Source organism: Acinetobacter sp. ANC 5414, from assembly GCF_013004295.1.
Taxonomy (GTDB): Bacteria; Pseudomonadota; Gammaproteobacteria; order Pseudomonadales; family Moraxellaceae; genus Acinetobacter.
Genome location: NZ_JABERM010000033.1, coordinates 1 through 23,877, shown reverse-complemented (window position 1 = coordinate 23,877; position 23,877 = coordinate 1). Strand labels below are relative to the sequence as shown.

The following is a 23,877-nucleotide window of genomic DNA, read 5'->3' as shown; positions in this document are numbered from 1 at the left end:
AGTTTATGAATGCCTTAGAAAAAGCTCTGCTGATTAAAGAATTACATCATTTGTTAGATGATTTGGAACATCGCTCTTTATCTTTTTTTGAAATTGCAAAATCAAAATCACGTTTAATCGAAATTTTTCGCTTATGTGATGAACCCATTTTTAAAAAACAAATTTTGAAATTTAAGTCTCAAACCCAACCTGAGAAAGCCGCAACAGATTTCACGGAACAAACACTATTTAAACTTTCTTATCGTGGTCTTTTTCGACAGGATCGTATTTTACAACAAGCGCTATATCAAAATACTGAATCAGGTTGGGCCATTTTGCATCACCCTGCACAAGGCTGGCAAATCTGGTTAATTCCAGCCCCAAACCGCAGCGCATTGATCAGTAACTGGGGAAGTCTAGATGATATTTATCACTGGATGCTGGAACAGCAACAACGCTATAGCTGCCTAACAACGGATGATGAATTAAAACAAAAACCAGTTCTTTTAGACCAACCCATTGCTCCTACTTTAACCGAGACCGAGACAAACTGGAATCTGTCTACACATGCTATACAACAACAAAATCAAATCCATGAGCCAGGTTTGATCGAGTCACAAGTTAATATTCCATATGTTCATGAGCCTACAACCACCCTGGATTCACTGGCACAGCAAGGTGATGCACAAGTTATTAATGAACTGCCACAAAGATCAGAGGAGGATCAACAGGCAATTCCTGCAATAACGGCTCAAGCCCCCCTCAGAGCTGAAAAACTTAGCAAAAAGGATTGTCCTCAAAGCCTAAAACTAGGCTCCTATATCGCACATATTCATCCGCTGCATGAGGAAAATTCTTCTGTACAAACGTTATATGTTTTAGAAATTCCAGGCCTTCCAGAAATTTCTCAATATCTCGATTTGCTCATACATGCTTCAGATTTACAAAATTGGCAACAACGCCCAATTTATCTGGCTGAACAAATCAATTCGCAAGGTTGTTTTGTTAAATATTTAGCGTTGTTGGGTGTAGAGAATCAAGTGCAAGCCATTCCTTTAATGAATGGATTTACTGAGCAATCCCAACAGCATATCGCTGCGATTAAAGAAATTCACTGGGAAGATATTGCAGAGAATTTTACTGATTTTGAGGCTCTATTTTATAGCTATACACAAAAAGCGACTTTAATTTGGACAAGTGAAAACTATATTCCTTTTATTCCTGCACAGCTTTTTCAAACACAAAAATTTATTCAATTTGAGGAAAGTCCTGCTGACTTTAAAACACCGCTGCTTTTATTAAAAGACAGACAAAAAATTCGGGTTATTCATGGGCAGAAACGCTTAAGGCTGGCTCGAACTGAATCGGCTTATCCTTATTTTTTATTAGAACGTCAGCACGGGGTAAGCTGGCAATTAATTCAGAATATTATTACCCAGCTGAAATCTCCAATCGACTGTTATCAACTATATGAGGCAATTCAAAAGCATATTTCAGATTAAGTTTTATTTTTTGTAGCCAAAGCTTGCTTTTTAGGGGCAATTTTTACAAGACTATCAAATGATCAGAAATATAAGAGCAAGGATATGCCAAAAAAGAAAATCACTTTATCGAAATCGCTGTTATTTATACTGCTATCTGGGATCATGAACGTCTCAAATGGATCTGAGACTTCAGAACAAGTCACTCATTCCCCCCCGAGTTCATTATCGACTAAAGATGAAGACTATAATTTGCTTTATCAAATTCCAAATTGGATCGATGCGCTACCGACATTTTTGCCACAACAATCAAATGAACCTATTGTTCCGCCCATCTTGCAAACTGCAGATCTAACTTGGTTAGACCGCAACCAGCTTAAAGTTCGAAACTGGGCAGATAATACCTCGCATAAAATTGACAATTGGTTCGGTAAAACAAATCCAGAAAAACCGGCATCGGCGACATTACGTGTAATCGTGGATAATAGTTGGAATAAACATGATGACTATGAAATTAAACCGCGTATTCGCGGCAGAATTAAACTTCCAACTTTAGAGCGTAAAGTAAGTATCGTTTTTGGTGATGATTCTTTAGATAATGAACTGGATAACAATGTTGCCATTACCGATGAAAATCCAGGCAGTAGCGATGATAAAATCATAGACCGGCAACGTACCCGTGAAAATAACAGTTCTTTTGCATTGCGTTGGTCAGATTTTTCTAAGCGCCTCCCTTTCGAAACTGATTTGGATTTGGGACTTCGTTCAGGGGATGATATTTATCTCCGCTTAAAAGCATCCAGGGATTGGAAACTGGAAAATGATTTCAGTTTTCATGCTGAACAGATTTATCGCTATGGCATTGATAGTAAAAATTATTTAAGAACCAACTTTGAGCTCACTCATGCCCATCCTGATAAAGCTATTCTTTCTAACCAGCTCAATCTCACTTATGCAGATGAGCAAGATGATGACTTAACCTGGGATAATAACCTGTTTAGACAGCATCAGTTTTTCCATGCAAATACCTTTAGTTATGGTATTTATACCGGTGGTTTTTTAAACAATAATGACTTACGTTTAAATAGCTGGGGTCCCTTCGTTTCTTGGCGCCAACCATTATGGCGTGAATGGTTTTATGTCCAAGGCAATTTAAATTATTTTAATAATCATCGGGATGATCGTAGTCATTTCATTGGTGCATCAGTGCGTTTGGAAGCACTGTTTTAATCGTGCATAACTGCTACTTGCCCACAGCTATAATATTCAATAAAAAAACCTCCCGAAGGAGGTTTTTTGTTTCATGAGGAAAGGACTTATTTCAACAACAAACTGTTAATACGTTTTACATATTCAGCCGGGTCATCAGGCAAACCACCTTCAGCAATCACTGCCTGATCGAAGATCACATTGGCCAGATCATCAAACTGACTCGAGCCCTCGAGTTTTTTTACCAAAGGATGTTCTGGGTTAATTTCCAGAATCGGTTTACTTTCTGGTACAGCCTGACCCGCTTGTTTCAACATACGAATCAATTGTGGAGAAAGCTCACCTTCACCCGTCACCAAACATGCAGGAGAATCGACCAAACGTGTGGTTACACGCACTTCTTTGGTTTTGGCTTTCAGTGAATCCGATAGTTTTTCAACCACTGGTTTAAATTGTTCAGCGGCAGTTTCAAGTGCTTTCTTCTCCTCTGCATCTTGCAGGTCACCTAAATCCACTGCACCTTTAGCCACGTTTTGCATAGCTGTACCATCAAACTCATTGACGAATTCCATCGCCCATTCATCCACACGGTCCGCCATCAATAGCACTTCAATGCCTTTTTTCTTGAACAGTTCCAGTTGTGGTGAGTTTTTCGCAGCACTTAGACTATCGGCAGTCACGTAATAAATAGCTTTTTGCCCTTCTTTCATTCGTGCTTTGTAATCTGCCAATGAAGTTGCAATCTCATCATTGGTCGAGGTAGAGAAACGTAATAATTTTAAAATACGTTCACGGTTGCCAAAGTCTTCGCCCAAACCTTCTTTAATCACTGAACCAAATTCAGCATAGAACTGTTTGAATTTCTCTTGGTCTTTTTCATCTTCCGACTTCGCCAAGCTATCCAGCATGGTTAAAATACGGCGGGTATTACCTTCGCGAATGGTTTTAACATCACGACTTTCCTGTAGCAGTTCACGGCTGACATTGAGTGGAAGATCAGCACTATCGACAACACCCTGTACAAAACGCAAATAATTTGGAATCAGGTTATCCGCTTCATCCAGAATGAACACACGTTTTACATACAGCTTGATGCCCGCTTTCGCTTCACGAGTAAAGATATTGTGAGGAGCTTTGCTTGGTACATAGAGTAATTGGGTATATTCGGTACTACCTTCAACACGATTGTGTGCCCAAGCCAATGGTGCTTCAAAGTCATGGCTTAAGTTCTTATAAAACTCAATGTATTGCTCGTCAGTGATCTCATTTTTATTTCGGGTCCAAAGTGCACTTGCTGAGTTAATCGCTTCCCATTCATCCGTTTTGACCATCTGACCTGCTTTAGGTTCTTCACCTTCAGCCGCTTCTTCTTGCTGCCAAACTTCTTTTTGCATTTCAATCGGCAAGCTAATGTGGTCAGAATATTTATTGATGATTTGCTTAACTTTATAAGACTCTAAATACTCAAGTGCATTATCACGTAAATGCAAAATGATATCTGTTCCACGTGAAGCCTTGGTGATTTGTTCAACTTCAAAATCACCTGTGCCTTCACTGATCCAGCGTACGCCATCAGTAACATCTGCAGCTGCATGACGGGATTCAACAGTAATTTTTTCGGCAACAATAAAGCCTGAATAGAAACCGACACCAAACTGGCCAATCAATTGTGCATCGGCTTTCTGATCACCTGACAGTCTAGACATAAAATCTTTGGTGCCAGACTTAGCAATGGTACCTAAATTATCAATCGCTTCTTGTTGAGTTAAACCAATCCCGTTGTCTGAAATGGTGATGGTTTTATTGTCTTTATCTAGAGTGACACGAACATGCAGTTCAGGATCATTTTCATAATATTCTGGATGATTGATTCCTTCAAAACGTAACTTGTCACATGCATCAGATGCATTCGAAATTAGTTCGCGTAAGAAAATTTCCGGATTTGAATAAAGTGAATGCGTCACCAAATGTAAAAGTTGGGCTACTTCTGCTTGGAAACTATGTTTTTGTGTACTTTGTTCGCTCATCAGTCACTCCTTAAATTCATTAAACACTTTTTATTGAATGCTTAATGAATGGAGTGACTTGAGAAATTTTCAATAGTAAGGAATAAATTTTTCTTAAAAAGGACCTTGTTTATAAACACGATCCATATACAGATCCAGTTTTTGTTGGCGCATTTTATATACTTCTGTTAAACAACGGCTCGAGTTACCACATTGATCACGTAATTGTAGCCACTTTACCTGTTCATCCTGAATCACGCCACGAGTCCCCATAGGAACCAGACGCTTAATAATATTATAAGTGGTTGCCATTTTCACATCGGCATCATTTACAGCACGATGCTCACAAATCGCATGTTCTGTTTGTGTACGGGCATTATCACAATTGAAACTAGCAGCAAAAACAGACCCACTAAATAGGCTAAAAAAGACCACACTGTATAAATTGAATAATTTCATGATTTGTTTTCTCTTTTAGCTTATTGTGTATAACCAACTTAAACAAAATCTTGATCATCAAGTAGTATCAAAGTGCTCAATCTATGTGATTTATTGTAAGTTTTTCATTAAAAAACCCCATCTATAAAGATGAGGTTTTGTGGCGCTTATTTTTATTTTAGTCTTAGAATTTGTAGCTATAACCAAGCGTATAAACCCAAGGGTTTACTTCAAGCTCGCCAATTTTTGCACCATCTAATGTTAAATCAGTTTTTACATCAGCATAGCGCACATCTGCATAAACACCCCAGTTTTTCGCATCAGCTGGTTGGAAGTTAAAACCAACTTGCCCTGCTACACCATAGGCTACATCAGCATCCAGCTTACCTAAGCCAGCCGCATCATTTTTTAATTTTTCATCCCAAGGCACCACAACTGTCGCGCCCACACCTACGTACGGAGTAAAACGAGTTGAGTTCTTAAAGTTATACTTTGCGGTGATTGTAGGAGGTAAATGCTTAAAAGAAGCGGCTTCTGAAAATGGACCAATGTCCACATCATGTTTGAATGGCGCTGCCAATAGTAATTCAACAGAAAGAGGTGAATTATCAAAAATATATTCAATCGAAGGTGTGAAATTGACTTCATTGCTCACAACTGCTTTTTGATAACCTAAACCTTTAGATGTAAGGTCTAGTGTACCGTTATCATCATTTTGTGGAGCTAATGCTGAAGCACCTACTTTAACCTGCCACTGACCCGCCATTGCAGAAGCAGACATCCCCAATAATGTAATAAGAGCAACTTGTTTTAACATTTTAAATACCCCTTGGAAGAATAATAACAACAATTTTCAAACATTAATTAATAATAAACATGAGACAAATTAATATGCAATAGTGATTAATTAATAATAATTATATTTATTTTTAAGCAATTGATAATATTAATTATTTATTTTAAATAGACTAACTTGGTTGGTTTTAAATACCAACCAAGTTAATCAAGTTTATTATTATATTCCGAGTATATTAATCGGGTTTATTATATTAAGTATTTAAAAGGTTTATTTTAAATACATCTATTAATATTATACATAAAATATAATCAAACTAAATTTAAATATTAGTTTAGATTAAAGAACCATTGCAGCAATCCATCCAAATACCAATAAAGGAATATTAAAATGGATAAATGTAGGAACCACACTGTCTCTCATATGGTCATGCTGCCCATCCATATTTAAACCTGAGGTTGGTCCTAAAGTTGAATCAGAGGCTGGAGAACCCGCATCACCCAAAGCTGCGGCGGTACCAATAATTGCAATGGTTGCAGCGGGACTAAAGCCAAACTGGATACATAAAGGCACATAGATAATGGCTAAAATCGGCACCGTAGAGAACGATGAACCAATCCCTAAGGTAATCAGCAAACCGACCAGCAACATTAAAAATGCAGCCAGGCCTTTACTGTTACCGATCCACTCAACAGATGCATTGACCAAAGCAGGAACTTGATTGGTGGCCTCAATGACAGATGCAAAACCTTGTGCAGCAATCATAATAAAACCGACCAATGCCATCATTCGCATACCGGTAATAATCACATCATCCGCTTCTTTCCACTTAAAAATACCCGCGCAGCTTAAAATCGCGACACCCACCAAACCGGCAAGAATCATCGAATCTGAATAAAGCTGTACAGCCAAGGTCGCAATGACTGCAAAAGCGGCCATTATCAAGGTGAATTTTGCAATTTGTGGCTTAGCATTCGCATCGGTAACAACCTCACCGGAAATACTATGATGACTTGCCTCAAGCTGAATTTCTTTATAAATTCGTGGTTTACGATAGCTATAAAAGACCGCAATCAATAGTCCCACGAACATGCCAAAAACGGGAATAGCCATTGCAGATGGTATTTGATCGTAGCTAATTTCAAAACCGTAAGGCTTACCAAAAGTATTGATGTTTTGACCTAAAATATCATTCAGGAAAATGGCACCAAATCCGACCGGAACCAGCATATAGGTGGCGCATAAACCAAAAGTTAATAAACAGGCCACAGCGCGGCGGTCTAAATTTAAATGGTTAAAGACACTTAACAAAGGTGGAATCAAAACCGGGATAAAAGCAATATGAACAGGAATCAGGTTTTGCGAAGACACCGCAGCAGCGACAATCGTAAAGAAAATTAGATATTTAACTTTATTTTGCGATTGAACATTGGCATCCCCTTTTAAGGTGGAAATCAGTTTATAAGCCAATAAATCCGGCAAACCCGACCGTGCTAAAGCAAGTGCAAATGCACCTAAAATACCATAAGCTAAGGCAATCTTAGCCCCGCCACCTAGGCCATTATTAAATGCATCTAAAGTTCCTTGTAGACCTAGACCGGCCAATAAACCACCGGCAACAGCACCGATCACCAATGCAAATACTACAGGCACACGAGCTAATGAGAGTCCGAACATGACTCCGATAGCGGCAAGAATTGCGAACATAATCAATTGAGAGGAAGATGAAAAGCCGATATTTTAGCAGATCCAACTCATTGAAACTGTAAATTGATGGCTTTTATCCACCATCAACTTTTTCATTTAAATTCATGTAATTAAATACAAGTAAATGGATTTAAATCTGTTCCAAAGCAAAGCTACGGATATAATCTGCGACCAATTGAGGTTGGCTTAATAGTGCCCAATGATTGGCATCGACATCTACACGCTGAAAATTTTCAGCCCATTTTGGTATTTCATCAATCAGTTCAGGACTGACAAAATTGTCGCGTTTCAACACAATTGCTTGAACCGGACAAACTGCAAAACGCTGACGTGGCCGAGTTAAGCGTGGCAGAAAATTGGCACGATACAGCCCGATTCCATGTTTCCCATCTGATGTAATATGGGGATTTAAAGGCAAGTTTTTTTTGTGCTCTAACTTTTCAAGCACTTTGCCCCATTTTTCAGGACTGAAAAAATTCCATACCGTAGGTGCCAGTAAAGGCAGTTGAAATACTGCGATATACCAAGACTTGGTCAGTTGCTGAAAGAACTTGCCCTTGTCTTGTTTAAACTGATTACGCATCCAAAATGCAGCATGGTCTAAACACGGTCCTGAAATCGTACTATAAGATAAAATTCGTGCTTTAAATTTAGCTTCGGTGACCGACTCCCAAGACTGAATAGAACCCCAATCATGCGCTGCCAAATGGAAAGGCCAATCTTTTAATACAGCATTGACTACACTTTCTAAATCTAACGATAACTGTTCTAAGCGATAGTCACGAATACGTGCTGGAATGGAGGACTGCCCTGCTCCGCGTACATCATAAGTGACAATATAAAAATCTTGAATGAGCTCCTGAATAATTGGCTCCCATACGTCCTGATTATCAGGGTAACCATGCACCAAGACTAAAGCCGGTTTTTCCTCATTCCCCCATGTTTTCACATAGAGATGCTGTTGATCTCGGGTCGTTACCCATTGGGTTTTCTGCATAAGCCTTTCTCATTTTTTTATTGACTATTTATCTTGATGATTGGGCAACCTGATCAATGTCCCAATTTTAATTCTGCTCTAGTATGGTCTGGGTAGCCATAAAAAAAATTGACCTCTATGAGCCTTTTAAAAAAACTACAGACAATACCTGCAATCTCTAAATTTATGATCAATCGCTACGCACCTTACCATGGTGCCGGTATTGAGATCGAAAAAATGGATTTGGCAAATTATCACATTCGCGTAAAAATGCCTTTAACGCGTAAAAATCAAAATGTGGTTGGGGTGCATTTTGGAGGAAGCTTGTACTCCATGGTCGATCCGTTTTTTATGCTTTTACTGCTTCATCATCTCGGATCAAAATATATCGTCTGGGATAAATCGGCTCACATTAATTTTCTCTCACCAGGACGCAACACCGTCTATGCTGATATTCGCCTAGATGCCGTGGAAATAGCCCATATTAAAGAGCTTACTGATAATTACGTGCCTGTTTATCGCAAATATACAGTCAATATTTTTGATGATGCAGGCATCCGCATTGCAGAAATTGAAAAAACAGTCTATATCCGTAGAAAAAACCCTAAACCTGCCACTCGACAATAAAAAAGCGCTTGTTGATCAAGCGCTTTTACTTCAATTAAGACGTTGAATTAACGTTTTTTCTGTTCGATGGCAGCTCCGGCACCACCACCAATTGCACCACCAATCGCAGCACCGGCATTACCACCAATCACGCTCTTACCCACTGCAGAACCAATGGCACCACCTACACCACTATACACTGCATTACGGTTAGAACCATCTTGGGTTTTACTACCGACCGCTGCGCCTGCACCACCACCGACTGCTGCACCAACGCCACCGCCGACTTGATTACCTACACCGCCACCGATTGCACCACCCAGTGCTGCTGCGCCAACTCTCTGCTCATTGGGAGACATGGTGTCACAACCTGCTAACATAAAAGTGGACATGGTCACAACCGCCATTAGGCTCATTAACTTTTTCATGGAATTTCCCCTGGTTCTCACTCTTCTTAGCTTAGCCTAATTTGTGGAGAGTAATAAAAGGGAAATGTTACCCATTACAGCTAAAATGCAGCATTTTGTAAAAGTCATGAAACATTTCACAGTTTTTCTAACTTAGATTTATTCATCTTCACTCAGCACCACAATATCGCGTGTGGTTACGCCATTTTCAGTGAAAACTGCATGTGACGTTTTAGTGTTACTGTCCAGATTTTTTTCTTGATCCAGCTTTAAGGTTCGATGAATAGGCTCTTGTCCTTGTTTGAACTCGACACCTTCAGCATCAATTTTCTTGGTTTGTGATAGAATTTTTCCGTCTTGTTTTATCGTAGTATTCAATTCAATTTTTGATGTTGGAATAATGACACCACCTTTTTGAATCACGGGAATAGAAAGCTGCTTTTCAGAAAATTGCGTTTGCTTATCTTCTAGATGCACTTCACGCGCAACAATATCCTTCCCCTTATTGGTCACTTCAAAAATTGTGGCATCGACACTACGCTTCGGTTCTTGTCCTGCAACTCGACGAATCACTTCAGTCTTTAAGATCGGAACGATGGCTTTATCTTCTACCACAATACTATTTGGCATGGGTGCAGCAATGGCTGCAACTGAAGCAGATAAAAGTGAAAGTGCTAAAAAGTGCTGTGTCAGTTTCATAAGTTTGCCCCGTTATGTTTTTAAGCGTGTCTAAATAAAATGAAAGTTTTTATGTGTTCTGTTTTTAATATAGAAAATTATAGGACTTGAGGAAAGCGTTAATTTTCATTTATTTGAGATAAAAAAAGACGCCCGAAGGCGCCTTTTTTCAGTCATTTAATTAAGAATTAAAATTCTTGGTTAAACGCTTGGCTTAAAGCTTGATCTACATCAGAGAAGTCATTTACAAGTTCGTGTTCAGCAGCTTCTGCTTCTTGACGACGACGTTCTAAATGATAAGCAAGACCAGTACCTGCAGGAATCAAACGACCCACAACTACATTTTCTTTCAGACCACGTAAATCATCTTCTTTACCTGTTACAGCAGCTTCAGTTAACACACGAGTTGTTTCCTGGAACGATGCAGCAGAAATGAACGAGTCAGTAGAAAGCGATGCTTTAGTAATACCCATCAATTGACGTTCATACTTCGCAGGGAACTTGTTCTGAGCAAGTACAGCTTGGTTTTCAGCAACCATGCGGATGTAATCCACTTGTTCGCCTTTAATGAAGCTGGTATCACCACCATCAGTGATTTCAACTTTACGCAACATTTGACGAACGATAACTTCGATGTGCTTGTCGTTGATTTTTACACCTTGCAGACGGTAAACGTCCTGAACTTCGTTCACGATGTAGTTGGTCAACGCCACTTCACCTTTCAGACGTAAGATGTCATGCGGGTTTTGTGGACCGTCAGAAACTGTTTCACCACGGTTTACATGTTCGCCTTCGTACACGTTAATGGTACGCCATTTCGGAATCAACTCTTCATAAATTTCAGAGCCGTCGTCTGGAGTAATCACTAAACGATTTTTACCTTTGGTCTCTTTACCGAAGCTTACAACACCTGAAATTTCAGCCAGGATTGCATGCTCTTTCGGTTTACGTGCTTCAAACAAGTCAGCTACACGTGGAAGACCACCGGTAATATCACGAGTACGTGAAGTTTCTTGTGGTACACGACCAATAACGTCACCCACACCGATTGTTTCGCCATCACGGACAGAAAGAATCGTGTTTTGTGGCAAGAAGTAGAACTGTTCACCACCATCCACTGTGTCTAGCACAACAGCAGGACGTAGATCTTTACCTGACGCAGGACGTGAAGTAACTGGCAAGATTTCGATTGTCGTCATACCTGTTGCATCATCAGTTTTCGATGTAACAGTTACGCCATCAGCGATTTGGCTGAAACGTACTTTACCTGCAACTTCTGTAACAAGTGGATGCGTATGCGGATCCCAAGTTGCAACAATACCGCCAGCTGCTACAGCTTCACCATCTTTCAGTACGATAGACGCACCGTATGGGATTTTGTAACGTTCGCGTTCACGACCTAAGTCATCCGCAATACCGATTTCACCTGAACGAGAAGTCGATACCAAGTGACCTTTGGCGTGTTGTACAGTTTTCACGTTATGGAAACGTACAGTACCTTTGTTACGCACTTGAACACTGTTTGCAGCAGAAGTTCGGCTTGCAGCACCACCCACGTGGAACGTACGCATGGTTAACTGGGTACCAGGTTCACCAATTGATTGTGCAGCCATAACACCTACAGACTCACCAGGATTTACCTGATGACCACGTGCAAGATCACGACCATAACATTTCGCACATACACCGAAAGTAGATTCACAAGAAACCACTGAGCGTACTTTAACTTCGTCGACACCCGCTTCTTCAATGAAAGCAGCAAGTTTTTCGTCAATAAGCGTATTACGTGGAAGAATGACTTCGTCAGAACCAGCACGTTTCACATCTTCAGCAACAACACGACCCAATACTCGAGCACCCAGGTTCTCGATGACATCACCACCCTGAATGAATGGAGTCATTACAAGACCGCTTAAAGTACCGCAATCAGGTTCAGTAATAACCAAATCCTGCGCTACGTCTACCAGACGACGAGTCAAGTAACCAGAGTTCGCTGTTTTAAGTGCTGTATCGGCCAAACCTTTACGCGCACCGTGTGTTGAAATGAAGTACTGAAGTACTGTCAAACCTTCACGGAAGTTTGCTTTAATCGGGGTTTCAATGATCGAACCATCCGGTTTCGCCATCAAACCACGCATACCTGCAAGCTGACGAATCTGAGCTGCCGAACCACGGGCACCAGAGTCAGACATCATGTAGATACTGTTGAATGATTTCTGCTTCTCGTCTTCACCCTGTTTGTTTTTAACAGTAGTGAAAGACAAGTTGTCCATCATCGCTTTCGCGACTTGGTCATTGGTACGCGCCCAAATATCGACTACTTTGTTATAACGTTCACCAGCAGTTACGAAACCTTGCTCGAACTGTTGTTCAATTTCACGAACTTCAGTTTCTGCTTTCTCAATAATTGAGTATTTCGCAGGCGGGATCAACATGTCTTCCATACCCACCGACACACCAGAGCGAGTCGCTTGACGGAAGCCCAAGTACATCAATTGGTCAGCAAAGATAACCGTATCTTTCAGACCCAATTTACGGTAGCAAGAGTTGATTAACTTCGAGATGTTCTTTTTGGTCATCTCAAGGTTAATTTGCTGGAAGTCCATACCTTCAGGAACAACTTCCCAAAGTAGGCAACGACCAGGCGTTGTATCAACAATAATGGTTTGCTGTTCGCGATTACCATCTTCATCGATCACAGTTTGGTATACACGTGCTTTCACGCGAGCATGTAGATCAACTTGACCGGTAGCCAATGCACGGTTTACTTCATCGGTATCCGCAAACACCATGCCTTCACCTTTGGCATTGATTGCATCACGCGTGATGTAATACAAGCCCAAGACAACGTCCTGAGACGGTACGATGATTGGTTCACCGTTCGCTGGAGACAAGATGTTGTTAGTCGACATCATTAACGCACGAGCTTCTAACTGAGCTTCGAGTGTTAATGGAACGTGTACCGCCATTTGGTCACCGTCGAAGTCGGCGTTGAACGCAGCACATACGAGTGGGTGAAGACGGATCGCTTTACCTTCAATCAGGGTCGGTTCAAATGCTTGAAGACCCAAACGGTGAAGTGTTGGCGCACGGTTCAACATCACTGGATGTTGACGAATGACATGAGCAAGAACGTCCCAAACTTCTGGAGTTTCGCGTTCAACCATTTTCTTCGCAGCTTTAATGGTTGTCGCTTGACCAGACGCTTGTAGTTTCGCAAAGATAAATGGTTTGAATAATTCAAGTGCCATTTTCTTAGGAAGACCACATTGGTGCAAACGTAAAGTCGGACCTACTGTAATAACCGAACGACCTGAATAGTCGACACGTTTACCCAACAAGTTTTGACGGAAACGACCTTGTTTACCTTTGATCATATCTGCCAAAGATTTAAGAGGACGTTTGTTTGAACCCGTGATTGCGCGACCACGACGACCGTTATCAAGCAATGCATCAACAGACTCTTGCAACATACGTTTTTCGTTACGCACGATGATGTCTGGAGCTGAAAGGTCAAGAAGACGTTTCAAACGGTTGTTACGGTTGATCACACGACGGTAAAGATCGTTCAAGTCAGAAGTCGCGAAACGACCACCTTCAAGAGGAACTAAAGGACGAAGATCTGGTGGAAGTACTGGAAGTACAGTCAACACCATCCATTCAGGCTTGTTGTTCGAATCGTTGAACGCTTCCATCAACTTCAAACGTTTAGACGCTTTTTTAAGCTTCGTTTCTGAAGTTGTTTGTGGAATTTCTTCACGAAGACGCGCAATTTCAGCTTCAAGATCGATGTCTTTCAACAAATCCTGAATCGCTTCTGCACCCATTTTCGCGCTGAATTCATCACCGTGTTCTTCTAACGCTGTGAAGTATTCTTCATCGTTAAGAAGCTGGTATTTCTCCATTGGAGTCATACCCGGATCTGTTACAACATAAGATTCGAAATACAATACACGTTCGATATCACGTAAAGTCATGTCTAAAAGAAGACCGATACGGGATGGTAATGATTTCAAGAACCAGATGTGCGCAACCGGTGAAGCAAGGTCAATATGACCCATACGTTCACGACGTACTTTCGCAGTTGTTACTTCAACGCCACATTTTTCACAAATGACGCCTTTGTATTTCATACGCTTGTATTTACCACACAAGCATTCGTAATCTTTTACTGGACCAAAAATTTTGGCACAGAATAAACCATCACGTTCTGGTTTGAACGTACGATAGTTAATGGTTTCTGGCTTTTTAACTTCACCGTGAGACCATGACTTAATCATTTCTGGTGACGCAAGACCAATACGGATGCGATCAAACTCTACTGGAGCATGACCGTCTGAATCCGTCTTTTTGCGCATGATATCGAGCAAGTCTTTCAATTTTTTTCTCCGTGTGTCGGGAAGATTTTCACTTTCTCGACTGGGTCACAAATATTGTTTTTTAACTGAGAAATCCCCCTTGCCCCTCTTTAAATCAAGAGGTGAGAAGCACTGCTTCGCAAGGGAGATTCAATGGCTAATTAGTCACCATTTTTCAGTTCAATGTTGATACCTAAAGAACGGATCTCTTTGGTCAATACGTTGAACGATTCAGGCATGCCCGGATCCATATAATGGTTACCATCTACAATGTTTTTGTAGATACGGGTACGACCTTCAACGTCATCCGACTTCACTGTAAGCATTTCTTGCAGTGTATAAGCCGCGCCGTATGCTTCTAGTGCCCAGACCTCCATCTCACCGAAACGCTGACCACCGAATTGAGCTTTACCGCCCAATGGCTGTTGCGTAACAAGCGAGTAAGAACCAGTAGAACGCGCATGCATCTTGTCATCAACCAAGTGATTCAGTTTCAACATGTACATGTAACCTACAGTTACAGGACGGTCAAAACGTTCACCGGTACGTCCGTCAAACAATACGGTTTGACCTGTACGTGGAATGTCTGCAAGCTCTAACAACTCTTTGATTTGGCTTTCATCAGCACCATCAAATACTGGCGTTGCTAAAGGAATACCTTTACGCAAGTTTTTAGAAAGTGCCAAGATTTCATCATCAGTCAGGCTATCAAGATCTTCTTGCTCGCCACCAACTTTGTTATAAATCTTGTCTAAGAAAATACGCAGTTCAGCAATAGTACGCTGTTCTTGCAACATCTTGTCGATTTTATCGCCAAGACCTTTTGCAGCCATACCCAAGTGAGTTTCAAGAATCTGACCCACGTTCATACGTGAAGGTACACCCAGTGGGTTCAACACGATATCAACAGGTACACCGTTGGCATCATGCGGCATGTCTTCTACTGGCAAGATGTTAGAAACAACACCCTTGTTACCATGACGACCCGCCATTTTGTCACCCGGTTGGATGCGACGTTTAACAGCCAGGTAAACTTTAACAACTTTCAATACGCCAGTTGTCAGTTCATCACCTGTAGAAAGTTTGCGTTTTTTCTCTGCAAATTTCTCGTCAATCTCGATGCTCTTCTCTTTCAAGAAGACTTGAATTTGAGTGAGGCGTTCAGCAATGCCTTCATCAACAGGTTGAATTTCAAGTAGATCAACAAGCTCTAAACCAAATAACAGATCTTCTGAAAGTTTGTCACCACGTTTAGTGGTACCACCACCATTCGATTCTTGACCTTTCAACAAGCGAATAATACGTTCGCGTGCTGCTTCTTCGAAGATTTTAAACTCTTCTTTCAAGTCTTTACGGTAAGCATCCAATTGCGCTTTTTCAATTGCTTGAGCACGTTCGTCTTTTTCAAGACCGTCACGTGTAAACACTTGAACGTCAATCACTGTACCTTTAACGCCTGAAGACACGCGTAAAGATGAGTCTTTAACATCAGCTGCTTTTTCACCGAAGATTGCGCGAAGCAATTTTTCTTCCGGTGTTAACTGGGTTTCGCCTTTTGGTGTAACTTTACCAACAAGGATGTCACCGGCAGTCACTTCAGCACCGATATAAACGATACCTGATTCATCCAGTTTAGACAGTGCAGCTTCACCCACGTTAGGAATATCGGCAGTAATTTCTTCTGCACCTAACTTGGTATCACGAGCAACACATGACAATTCTTGAATATGAATCGAAGTCAAACGGTCTTCTTGAAGAACACGTTCAGATAACAAGATCGAGTCTTCGTAGTTGTAACCGTTCCACGTCATGAACGCTACGCGCATGTTTTGACCAAGCGCCAATTCACCACCGTCAGTCGATGGACCATCAGCCAATACGTCGCCACGACCCACTTTATCACCAATGTTCACAAGAACTTTTTGGTTAATACAAGTGTTTTGGTTCGAACGTGTATATTTGATCAGGTTGTAGATATCTACACCTGCTTCACCAGCGATCATTTCTTCTTCGTTTACACGAATAACCACACGCGACGCATCAACAAACTCGATACGACCGCCACGTTTAGCAAGAACACATACACCAGAGTCATGCGCTACGTTGGCTTCCATACCGGTACCGACAAGTGGCTTGTCAGCAATCAGCGTAGGAACAGCCTGACGTTGCATGTTTGAACCCATCAACGCACGGTTGGCGTCATCGTGTTCAAGGAATGGAATAAGTGATGCCGCAACAGATACAACCTGCTGAGCAGATACATCCATATGCGTTACTTTTTCAGGAGGCATACGCACGAAGTCACCTTGGTGACGTACAGATACGAATTCTTCTGTCAAGTTACCGTCTTTATCTACACCAGAATCGGCCTGTGCAATCACAGTACCTACTTCTTCAATCGCAGATAAATACTCAACATCATCTGTTACACGACCATCAACAACTTTGCGGTATGGTGTTTCCAAGAAACCAAAGTTATTACATTTTGCATAAACAGAAAGTGAGTTGATCAAACCAATGTTTGGTCCCTCAGGAGTCTCAATTGGACATACACGACCGTAGTGAGTTTGATGTACGTCACGTACTTCAAAGCCTGCACGTTCACGCGTCAAACCGCCGGGTCCAAGTGCTGATACACGACGTTTGTGTGTAATTTCAGACAATGGGTTATTTTGGTCCATGAACTGAGACAACTGGCTTGAACCAAAGAATTCTTTGATTGCAGCAGCAACTGGTTTCGCATTGATTAAATCTTGCGGAGACAAGTTATCTGTTTCAGCTTGGCTTAAACGTTCTTTAACAGCACGTTCTACACGAACCAAACCAACACGGAATTGGTTTTCTGTCATTTCACCTACTGAACGTACGCGACGGTTACCCAAGTGATCGATATCGTCGACTTCACCTTTACCGTTACGAATTTCAACAAGTGTTTTTAATACATCTGTAATATCTTCGTTTGAAAGAATACCTTCAACTTCACGAGACTTCTGATCAGTACCCACTTCGTAAGGACGACCCAAACGACGGTTGAACTTCATACGACCGACTGGAGACAAGTCATAACGTTCAGAAGAGAAGAACAAGTTATTGAATAAGTTTTCAGCAGCTTCTTTTGTTGGTGGCTCACCTGGACGCATTACTTTGTAGATTTCTACAAGTGCTTCTTCACGACCAGAAGTCGTATCCGCACGTAAAGAGTCCGCAACAAAAGAACCACGATCGATATCGTTGGTGAATAGAATATTGAACTGCTTAACGCCACCTTCTGCAATCTTCACCATGATCTCATGGCTCAATACTGTGTTTGCAGCAATGACATCGCCATCTTTTAATGCGATATCTTCAGCAGTGATGCGTTCGTACAAGTACTCATCAGGAACAGGAAGCTTGGTTAAGCCAGATGCTTCCATTTGACGTACATGACGTGCATTAATACGTTTACCTTGTTCAACAATCACTTTACCATCAGCATCAGCAATGTCGAATTGAGCCATTTCACCGCGCAGGCGTTCAGGCACAAGGTCAATTTGATAACTACCCATGTCAAGATACACAGGTACTTTTTCATAGAACATGTCTAGGACTTGTTCGTTGCTATAACCCAACGCACGTAAAACAACAGTCGCGAGTAATTTACGACGACGGTCAATACGTACAAAGACAAGGTCTTTGGCATCGAATTCAAAGTCTAACCATGAACCACGGTAAGGAATGATACGTGCTGAATAAAGAACTTTACCGCTAGAGTGAGTTTTGCCTTTATCGTGGTCAAAGAATACACCTGGTGAACGATGTAATTGAGACACAATTACACGCTCAGTACCATTGATGACAAAGGTACCATTTTCGGTCATGAGCGGCATTTCGCCCATGTACACTTCTTGTTCACGTACGTCTTTAATTGATTTAGTTTCGCGATCTTTGATGATCAAACGAATTTTTACGCGCATTGGTGCTGCATAAGTCGAACCACGTAAAATACATTCACGCACATCAAACTCAGGCTTACCAAGACTATACTCAACAAATTCTAAAGCAGCATTGCCAGAATAACTTTCAATAGGAAAAACTGAACGAAATGCGGCTTGGAGACCGATATCTTCGCGGTTTTTTGGAGTTTTGCCATCTTGTAGGAATGTTCTGTACGAGTCGACTTGAATCGAAAGCAAGTACGGAGCATCCATGACGCTAGGCAATTTACCAAAATTCTTACGGATCCGTTTCTTTTCGGTATATGAGTATGCCATCTGGAGTCCTCGGAAAGTAAACTAAGCCCGCCTGCAGAACGAGCCTAGAAGGAATTACACAGGCCGATATGGCCACCACTTTTTACAAATGCTGCAATTTTTAGTGGTATTAAAACGCTTAGCAATATTTTCAAATATGATAAATATTGGTAAACATTTGATTTTATTGATTTATTATAATAATTGACGGTTTTTACATCAATCAAACAAAAATCGAGCCGATTATTGTAACGCAAAAAGGCTGATGACCCAAGAGCCATCAGCCAAATTTCGGGATCAATTTAAAAATTGACCCCTGGCTAAATTACTTAACAGTAACTGTAGCACCAGTAGTTTCAAGCTTAGCTTTAAGTTCTTCAGCTTCTTCTTTAGAAACGCCTTCTTTAAGAACTTGTGGAGCGCCTTCAACTAAGTCTTTAGCTTCTTTCAAGCCAAGACCAGTAACTTCACGAACTGCTTTAATTACAGCAACTTTGTTCGCGCCGAAAGAAGTCAATTCAACATTGAATTCTGATTGCTCTTCAGCAGCAGCAGCAGCAGGACCAGCAGCTACAGCTACAGCAGCAGCAGATACGTTGAATTTCTCTTCGAAAGCAGAAATAAGTTCAACAAGTTCAAGAACAGTTTTTTCAGCAACTGCGTTTAGGATTTCTTCGTTTGTTAAAGCCATGAGAGTAACTCCAAATGGGTATTGAATGGTGTGTGAATAGATTTAAGCTTATGCAGCTTCTGACTCGTTTTTCTCTTGAAGTGCTGTAAGTAAGCGACCCAATTTCGAAATAGGAGCTTGAAGAACAGATGCAAGCATAGTAAGCGCTTTTTCTTGGTTCGGAAGATTCGCGATAACGCTAATTTCTTCACCTTGATAAAGTTTGCCATCAAATGCAGCAGCTTTAAGTTCAAATGCTTTGTTAGTTTTCGCAAATTCTTCGAACAAACGAGCAGCAGCGCCCATGTCGTCTTCAGAAGTAGAGAAAGCTAAGATTGTTGGGCCAACAAGGTTGTCGTTCAAGATATTGAATTGAGTATCTTGAAGAGCGCGTTTAGCTAGAGTATTACGTACAACACGTGTAGCAACACCTAGTTTACGAGCTTCAACACGAAGAGCGGTTAATTGCTCAACAGTTAAACCTTGGTAGTCAGCAACAACAGCAGCAAATGCAGTAGAAGCAACTTCAGTTACTTCAGCTACGATCTGTTTTTTGCCTTCGATAAGAAGAGCCATTGTAAAACCTCCTAACGGTGATTTATGTGCTTACGCGAAGCACACTCCCAATTCGTTAATCCATCACTGGACTAACACGCGGAGGATGAACAAATCACACCACCGCGTCTACTCGGACTGGACTTTTAAGAAGTGGGTTCCGAAGCCCCCCTCGCCCGAGGTCTTTGACGCTGATAAACAAATATTTATCAATTCAAAGTTTGCCTAAGTTTGCAAAATACGACGGAGCGTTTCTTGCGTAAAAATCAAAGCGCTGCTTTGATTTTTACTCAGGGCTTTAAAATTCTGTAATAAGTCGAGACTTATTTAGAAACGTTAGCTACATCAACGATCAGACCAGGACCCATAGTTGAGCTCAAAGTGATCTTTTGAATGTATACGCCTTTAGACGTAGCAGGTTTTAAACGTTTCAAGTCAGCAACAAGTGCTTCAACGTTTGAACGAACAGCTTCAGCAGTGAAACCTACTTGACCGATCGCAGCGTGGATAATACCCGCTTTGTCTACGCGGTAACGTGCTTGACCAGCTTTTGCATTTTTAACTGCAGTTGCTACGTCAGGAGTTACAGTACCCACTTTAGGGTTTGGCATTAAGCCACGTGGACCAAGGATCGTACCAAGTTTACCTACAACGCGCATTGCATCTGGAGCAGCAATCACTACGTCAAAGTCAAGGTTACCCGCTTGGATGCTTTCAGCAAGATCGTCAAAACCAACAACGTCTGCGCCTTCAGCTTTAGCTGCTTCAGCAGCAGCGCCTTGAGCGAATACTGCTACACGTACAGTTTTACCAGTACCTGCAGGAAGCGTAGTCGCGCCACGAACAACTTGGTCAGATTTACGAGGATCAACACCTAGGTTTACCGCAACATCCAAAGATTCTTTGAATTTAGGAGCTGGAAGGCTCTCTAGAACTGCAACAGCTTCTTCTAGCGTGTAAACTTTGTGCGCTTCTACAGCAGCTACGATCGCTTTTTGACGTTTAGTTAATTTAGCCATGTCTTAAAGCTCCACTTCCAAGCCCATAGAACGCGCAGAACCAGCAATGGTACGTACACGTGCGTCTAAGTCAGCACCAGTCAAATCTGGTTCTTTAGTAGTCGCAATTTCTTCGATTTGAGCACGAGTCAACTTACCAACTTTAGTTTTGTTAGGTACAGCTGAACCCTTCTGAATACCAGCAGCTTTCTTAAGAAGAACAGCAGCAGGTGGAGTTTTCATGATGAATGTGAACGACTTGTCGTTGTACACAGTAATCACTACAGGAATTGGTAGACCAGCTTCAAGTTTTTGTGTAGCAGCATTGAATTCTTTACAGAATGCCATGATATTAACACCACGTTGACCTAGTGCAGGACCAATCGGTGGAGATGGATTCGCTTTACCAGCTGGAACTTGCAGCTTGATATAGCCGTCAATCTTCTTAGCCATTTCAAATTACCTCTGGGTGCAAACGCCGATGAAGGCTCCCCAATGATTTCAAGTAACGATAACCGTTACAACAACAATGCCCAATCCATAACAAATCGGGCGTTTTCCAACCAACTTAAATTAGTTCGCTTTTTCGACTTGGCGAAATTCGAGCTCAACCTGAGTTGGTCGATTGAATACATTAATCGTCAACGTTAAACGTGACTTCTCGTATTGAACTTCTTCCACCACGCCTTTAAAGTCGGTGAATGGACCATCAATAACAAGTAATTCTTCGCCTGGTTCAAACATCGTCTTAGGACGAGGTGCTTCACCAGTATTGCGTACACGTGCAAGAATTGCATCAGCTTCTTTTTGCGTAATTGGAGCCGGTTTTTCAGCCGTACCACCAATAAAGCCTAATACTTTTGGACATTCTTTAACAATGTGCCAAGTATCGTCATTCATTTCCATTTCAACTAATACATAGCCAGGAAAGAATTTACGCTCTGATTTACGCTTCTTGCCATCCTTCATTTCTACAACTTCTTCAGTCGGAACGAGGACTTCACCAAAGCTATCGGCTACAGCGCTACGCTGGATTCGATCATTAAGCGAGCGTAACACCTGTTTTTCATAACCTGAATAGGCATGAATAATGTACCAACGTTTCATAGCTCTCTTACCCGATAATAAACTTCATTAACCAGCCTAAAATGTAATCAAAACACCATAAAACTATGGAAGCGATTACAACAACCGCAAGAACATGCCAAGATGTGGTCACTGTTTCCTGCTTGGTCGGCCAAGTCACACGACGTAACTCAATTCGCGCATCTTTCAACAAACGAACAAAGCCTTTGCCTTGATGGGTGGCGTATAATAAACCTAAAGCCACTACGATACAAGCCAAAATCACACCAACGCGTACACCAACATTATTCGCAGGTGCCCAATACGCTGGCAAATACTGACCCGCCATGGCCGCACCGACTAATAAAATCAATGCGATAACCCATAGAACTATATCTAAAGGAGAACCAGAATTAACAACTTCAGCAGAATTATTTCTTTGTGGAATTGGCGCTTCGCTTAATGCGTCACGCGATTTATCATTCGACATTTTTGTACTCGTCGTAGGCTTCGCGACTTATTATATGACAATTTAACCAGCATCAAGTTTTTTTTTAAAAAAATGGCAGGCCAGGAGGGACTCGAACCCCCAACATTCGGTTTTGGAGACCGACGCTCTACCAATTGAACTACTGACCTATAATACAAATCGGGAACCAAAGCCCCCGACCTGTAATTTTAACTTATCGTATTATGCAGTTACTTTAGCAACAACACCAGCACCAACTGTACGACCACCTTCACGGATCGCAAAACGTAGACCTGGGTCCATTGCGATTGGGTGGATCAATTCTACTGACATTTCAACGTTGTCACCAGGCATTACCATTTCCACGCCTTCTTGTAATTGGATTGCGCCAGTTACGTCAGTTGTACGGAAATAGAATTGTGGACGGTAACCGTTAAGGAATGGAGTATGACGACCACCCTCTTCTTTAGAAAGTACGTATACTTCTGCGTCGAATTTAGTATGCGGTTTGATGGTACCTGGTTTAGCAAGTACTTGACCACGTTGAACGTCTTCACGTTTAGTACCACGTAGAAGAACACCACAGTTCTCGCCAGCACGACCTTCGTCAAGCAATTTACGGAACATTTCCACGCCAGTTACAGTTGTTTTAACTGTATCTTTAATACCAACGATTTCAACTTCTTCGCCAACTTTAACGATACCCGCTTCAACACGGCCTGTTACTACAGTACCACGACCTGAAATTGAGAATACGTCTTCGATTGGCATCAAGAATGCTTTGTCGATCGCACGTTCTGGTTCAGGAATATAAGAATCAAGCGCAGCAACCAATTCGATTACAGCAGATTCGCCATACTGACCTTGGTCACCATTCAGTGCAGCAAGCGCTGAACCACGGATGATTGGAGTGTCATCACCTGGGAAGTCATAAGTAGAAAGAAGTTCACGAACTTCCATTTCTACTAATTCAAGCAACTCTTCGTCATCAACAAGGTCACATTTGTTCAAGAACACAAGGATGTAAGGTACACCTACTTGGCGAGACAAAAGGATGTGTTCACGAGTCTGTGGCATAGGACCGTCAGTCGCAGCACATACAAGGATCGCGCCGTCCATTTGAGCAGCACCAGTGATCATGTTTTTAACATAATCGGCGTGACCTGGACAGTCTACGTGAGCGTAGTGACGAGTTGGAGAATCGTATTCTACGTGTGAAGTATTAATGGTAATACCACGTGCTTTTTCTT

At 41.5% G+C, this 23,877-nt stretch carries 19 protein-coding genes and 1 tRNA gene; 3 read left to right on the top strand and 17 right to left on the bottom strand.

The features are described 5' to 3' along the window. Nucleotides 1–5 precede the first annotated feature (5 nt). Entirely contained in the window at nucleotides 6–1,481 is a 1,476-nt protein-coding gene (locus HLH18_RS14435; RefSeq protein ID WP_171547384.1) for a hypothetical protein, read from the top strand. An 84-nt stretch (nucleotides 1,482–1,565) separates the two neighbouring features. Next, nucleotides 1,566–2,690: a hypothetical protein gene (locus HLH18_RS14430; RefSeq protein WP_171547383.1), complete on the top strand. Its 1,125-nt coding sequence runs from the start codon at nucleotides 1,566–1,568 to the stop codon at nucleotides 2,688–2,690. A gap of 86 nt (nucleotides 2,691–2,776) precedes the next feature. Here the strand turns inward: HLH18_RS14430 and htpG are convergent, their stop codons facing one another. The 5 genes from htpG to HLH18_RS14405 form a co-directional block, all read right to left on the bottom strand. Then, nucleotides 2,777–4,696, bottom strand: a complete 1,920-nt coding sequence (htpG, locus tag HLH18_RS14425; protein ID WP_171547382.1) for a molecular chaperone HtpG — start codon at nucleotides 4,694–4,696, stop codon at nucleotides 2,777–2,779. Nucleotides 4,697–4,789: 93 nt separating this feature from the next. Then, nucleotides 4,790–5,134 carry a lysozyme inhibitor LprI family protein gene (locus HLH18_RS14420; protein WP_171547381.1) on the bottom strand — a complete coding sequence of 115 codons (345 nt, stop codon included), beginning with the start codon at nucleotides 5,132–5,134 and terminating at the stop codon, nucleotides 4,790–4,792. A 163-nt stretch (nucleotides 5,135–5,297) separates the two neighbouring features. Continuing rightward, nucleotides 5,298–5,930: an OmpW/AlkL family protein gene (locus HLH18_RS14415; protein ID WP_171547380.1), complete on the bottom strand. Its 633-nt coding sequence runs from the start codon at nucleotides 5,928–5,930 to the stop codon at nucleotides 5,298–5,300. A 318-nt stretch (nucleotides 5,931–6,248) separates the two neighbouring features. Next, nucleotides 6,249–7,616 carry a Na+/H+ antiporter family protein gene (locus HLH18_RS14410; RefSeq protein ID WP_171547379.1) on the bottom strand — a complete coding sequence of 456 codons (1,368 nt, stop codon included), beginning with the start codon at nucleotides 7,614–7,616 and terminating at the stop codon, nucleotides 6,249–6,251. A 130-nt stretch (nucleotides 7,617–7,746) separates the two neighbouring features. After that, complete coding sequence (locus tag HLH18_RS14405) at nucleotides 7,747–8,613, bottom strand: alpha/beta fold hydrolase (protein WP_171547378.1); 867 nt, start codon at nucleotides 8,611–8,613, stop codon at nucleotides 7,747–7,749. A gap of 117 nt (nucleotides 8,614–8,730) precedes the next feature. On the opposite strand from HLH18_RS14405, the gene HLH18_RS14400 reads away from it, so the two are divergent. Beyond that, nucleotides 8,731–9,219, top strand: coding sequence for a PaaI family thioesterase (locus HLH18_RS14400; protein ID WP_171547377.1), 489 nt, complete (start codon nucleotides 8,731–8,733; stop codon nucleotides 9,217–9,219). A 47-nt stretch (nucleotides 9,220–9,266) separates the two neighbouring features. On the opposite strand, the gene HLH18_RS14395 is transcribed toward HLH18_RS14400, so the two are convergent. The 12 genes from HLH18_RS14395 to tuf all read right to left on the bottom strand — a co-directional run. Next, nucleotides 9,267–9,626: a YMGG-like glycine zipper-containing protein gene (locus HLH18_RS14395; RefSeq protein ID WP_171547376.1), complete on the bottom strand. Its 360-nt coding sequence runs from the start codon at nucleotides 9,624–9,626 to the stop codon at nucleotides 9,267–9,269. Between the two features lie 138 nt (nucleotides 9,627–9,764). Further along, the gene (locus tag HLH18_RS14390) at nucleotides 9,765–10,304 is read right to left on the bottom strand and encodes a hypothetical protein (protein WP_171547375.1); all 540 of its coding nucleotides are present in this window, start codon (nucleotides 10,302–10,304) and stop codon (nucleotides 9,765–9,767) included. A gap of 167 nt (nucleotides 10,305–10,471) precedes the next feature. Continuing rightward, a complete protein-coding gene (gene rpoC, locus HLH18_RS14385) occupies nucleotides 10,472–14,662 on the bottom strand; it encodes a DNA-directed RNA polymerase subunit beta' (RefSeq protein WP_131291166.1) in 4,191 nt (1,396 codons plus the stop codon). A gap of 140 nt (nucleotides 14,663–14,802) precedes the next feature. Continuing rightward, nucleotides 14,803–18,891, bottom strand: coding sequence for a DNA-directed RNA polymerase subunit beta (gene rpoB / locus HLH18_RS14380; RefSeq protein WP_171547374.1), 4,089 nt, complete (start codon nucleotides 18,889–18,891; stop codon nucleotides 14,803–14,805). Nucleotides 18,892–19,195: 304 nt separating this feature from the next. Next, nucleotides 19,196–19,561 (bottom strand): 50S ribosomal protein L7/L12, encoded by a 366-nt coding sequence (gene rplL / locus HLH18_RS14375; protein WP_131291169.1) that lies wholly within the window; start codon nucleotides 19,559–19,561, stop codon nucleotides 19,196–19,198. A gap of 48 nt (nucleotides 19,562–19,609) precedes the next feature. Next, on the bottom strand, nucleotides 19,610–20,116 hold the full coding sequence (rplJ, locus tag HLH18_RS14370) for a 50S ribosomal protein L10 (RefSeq protein WP_131291171.1): 507 nt from the start codon (nucleotides 20,114–20,116) through the stop codon (nucleotides 19,610–19,612). Nucleotides 20,117–20,418: 302 nt separating this feature from the next. Continuing rightward, nucleotides 20,419–21,114 (bottom strand): 50S ribosomal protein L1, encoded by a 696-nt coding sequence (rplA, locus tag HLH18_RS14365; protein WP_131291173.1) that lies wholly within the window; start codon nucleotides 21,112–21,114, stop codon nucleotides 20,419–20,421. Between the two features lie 3 nt (nucleotides 21,115–21,117). Continuing rightward, nucleotides 21,118–21,546: a 50S ribosomal protein L11 gene (gene rplK / locus HLH18_RS14360; protein ID WP_131291175.1), complete on the bottom strand. Its 429-nt coding sequence runs from the start codon at nucleotides 21,544–21,546 to the stop codon at nucleotides 21,118–21,120. Between the two features lie 120 nt (nucleotides 21,547–21,666). Next, the gene (gene nusG / locus HLH18_RS14355; RefSeq protein WP_067726918.1) at nucleotides 21,667–22,200 is read right to left on the bottom strand and encodes a transcription termination/antitermination protein NusG; all 534 of its coding nucleotides are present in this window, start codon (nucleotides 22,198–22,200) and stop codon (nucleotides 21,667–21,669) included. Between the two features lie 7 nt (nucleotides 22,201–22,207). Further along, a complete protein-coding gene (gene secE, locus HLH18_RS14350) occupies nucleotides 22,208–22,648 on the bottom strand; it encodes a preprotein translocase subunit SecE (protein ID WP_131291177.1) in 441 nt (146 codons plus the stop codon). A 73-nt stretch (nucleotides 22,649–22,721) separates the two neighbouring features. Continuing rightward, nucleotides 22,722–22,797 (bottom strand) — tRNA-Trp (locus HLH18_RS14345). A gap of 52 nt (nucleotides 22,798–22,849) precedes the next feature. Further along, a partial coding sequence (gene tuf, locus HLH18_RS14340; protein WP_171547373.1) for an elongation factor Tu occupies nucleotides 22,850–23,877 on the bottom strand: 1,028 nt, incomplete at its 5' end.

Bases quoted from the DNA above. Each gene is read 5' to 3' on its own strand.
- HLH18_RS14435 (WP_171547384.1), top strand. From the start codon at position 6: ATGAATGCCTTAGAAAAAGCTCTGCTGATTAAAGAATTACATCATTTG.
- HLH18_RS14430 (WP_171547383.1), top strand. From the start codon at position 1,566: ATGCCAAAAAAGAAAATCACTTTATCGAAATCGCTGTTATTTATACTG.
- htpG (WP_171547382.1), bottom strand. From the start codon at position 4,696: ATGAGCGAACAAAGTACACAAAAACATAGTTTCCAAGCAGAAGTAGCC.
- HLH18_RS14420 (WP_171547381.1), bottom strand. From the start codon at position 5,134: ATGAAATTATTCAATTTATACAGTGTGGTCTTTTTTAGCCTATTTAGT.
- HLH18_RS14415 (WP_171547380.1), bottom strand. From the start codon at position 5,930: ATGTTAAAACAAGTTGCTCTTATTACATTATTGGGGATGTCTGCTTCT.
- HLH18_RS14410 (WP_171547379.1), bottom strand. From the start codon at position 7,616: ATGTTCGCAATTCTTGCCGCTATCGGAGTCATGTTCGGACTCTCATTA.
- HLH18_RS14405 (WP_171547378.1), bottom strand. From the start codon at position 8,613: ATGCAGAAAACCCAATGGGTAACGACCCGAGATCAACAGCATCTCTAT.
- HLH18_RS14400 (WP_171547377.1), top strand. From the start codon at position 8,731: ATGAGCCTTTTAAAAAAACTACAGACAATACCTGCAATCTCTAAATTT.
- HLH18_RS14395 (WP_171547376.1), bottom strand. From the start codon at position 9,626: ATGAAAAAGTTAATGAGCCTAATGGCGGTTGTGACCATGTCCACTTTT.
- HLH18_RS14390 (WP_171547375.1), bottom strand. From the start codon at position 10,304: ATGAAACTGACACAGCACTTTTTAGCACTTTCACTTTTATCTGCTTCA.
- rpoB (WP_171547374.1), bottom strand. From the start codon at position 18,891: ATGGCATACTCATATACCGAAAAGAAACGGATCCGTAAGAATTTTGGT.
- rplL (WP_131291169.1), bottom strand. From the start codon at position 19,561: ATGGCTTTAACAAACGAAGAAATCCTAAACGCAGTTGCTGAAAAAACT.
- rplJ (WP_131291171.1), bottom strand. From the start codon at position 20,116: ATGGCTCTTCTTATCGAAGGCAAAAAACAGATCGTAGCTGAAGTAACT.
- rplA (WP_131291173.1), bottom strand. From the start codon at position 21,114: ATGGCTAAATTAACTAAACGTCAAAAAGCGATCGTAGCTGCTGTAGAA.
- rplK (WP_131291175.1), bottom strand. From the start codon at position 21,546: ATGGCTAAGAAGATTGACGGCTATATCAAGCTGCAAGTTCCAGCTGGT.
- nusG (WP_067726918.1), bottom strand. From the start codon at position 22,200: ATGAAACGTTGGTACATTATTCATGCCTATTCAGGTTATGAAAAACAG.
- secE (WP_131291177.1), bottom strand. From the start codon at position 22,648: ATGTCGAATGATAAATCGCGTGACGCATTAAGCGAAGCGCCAATTCCA.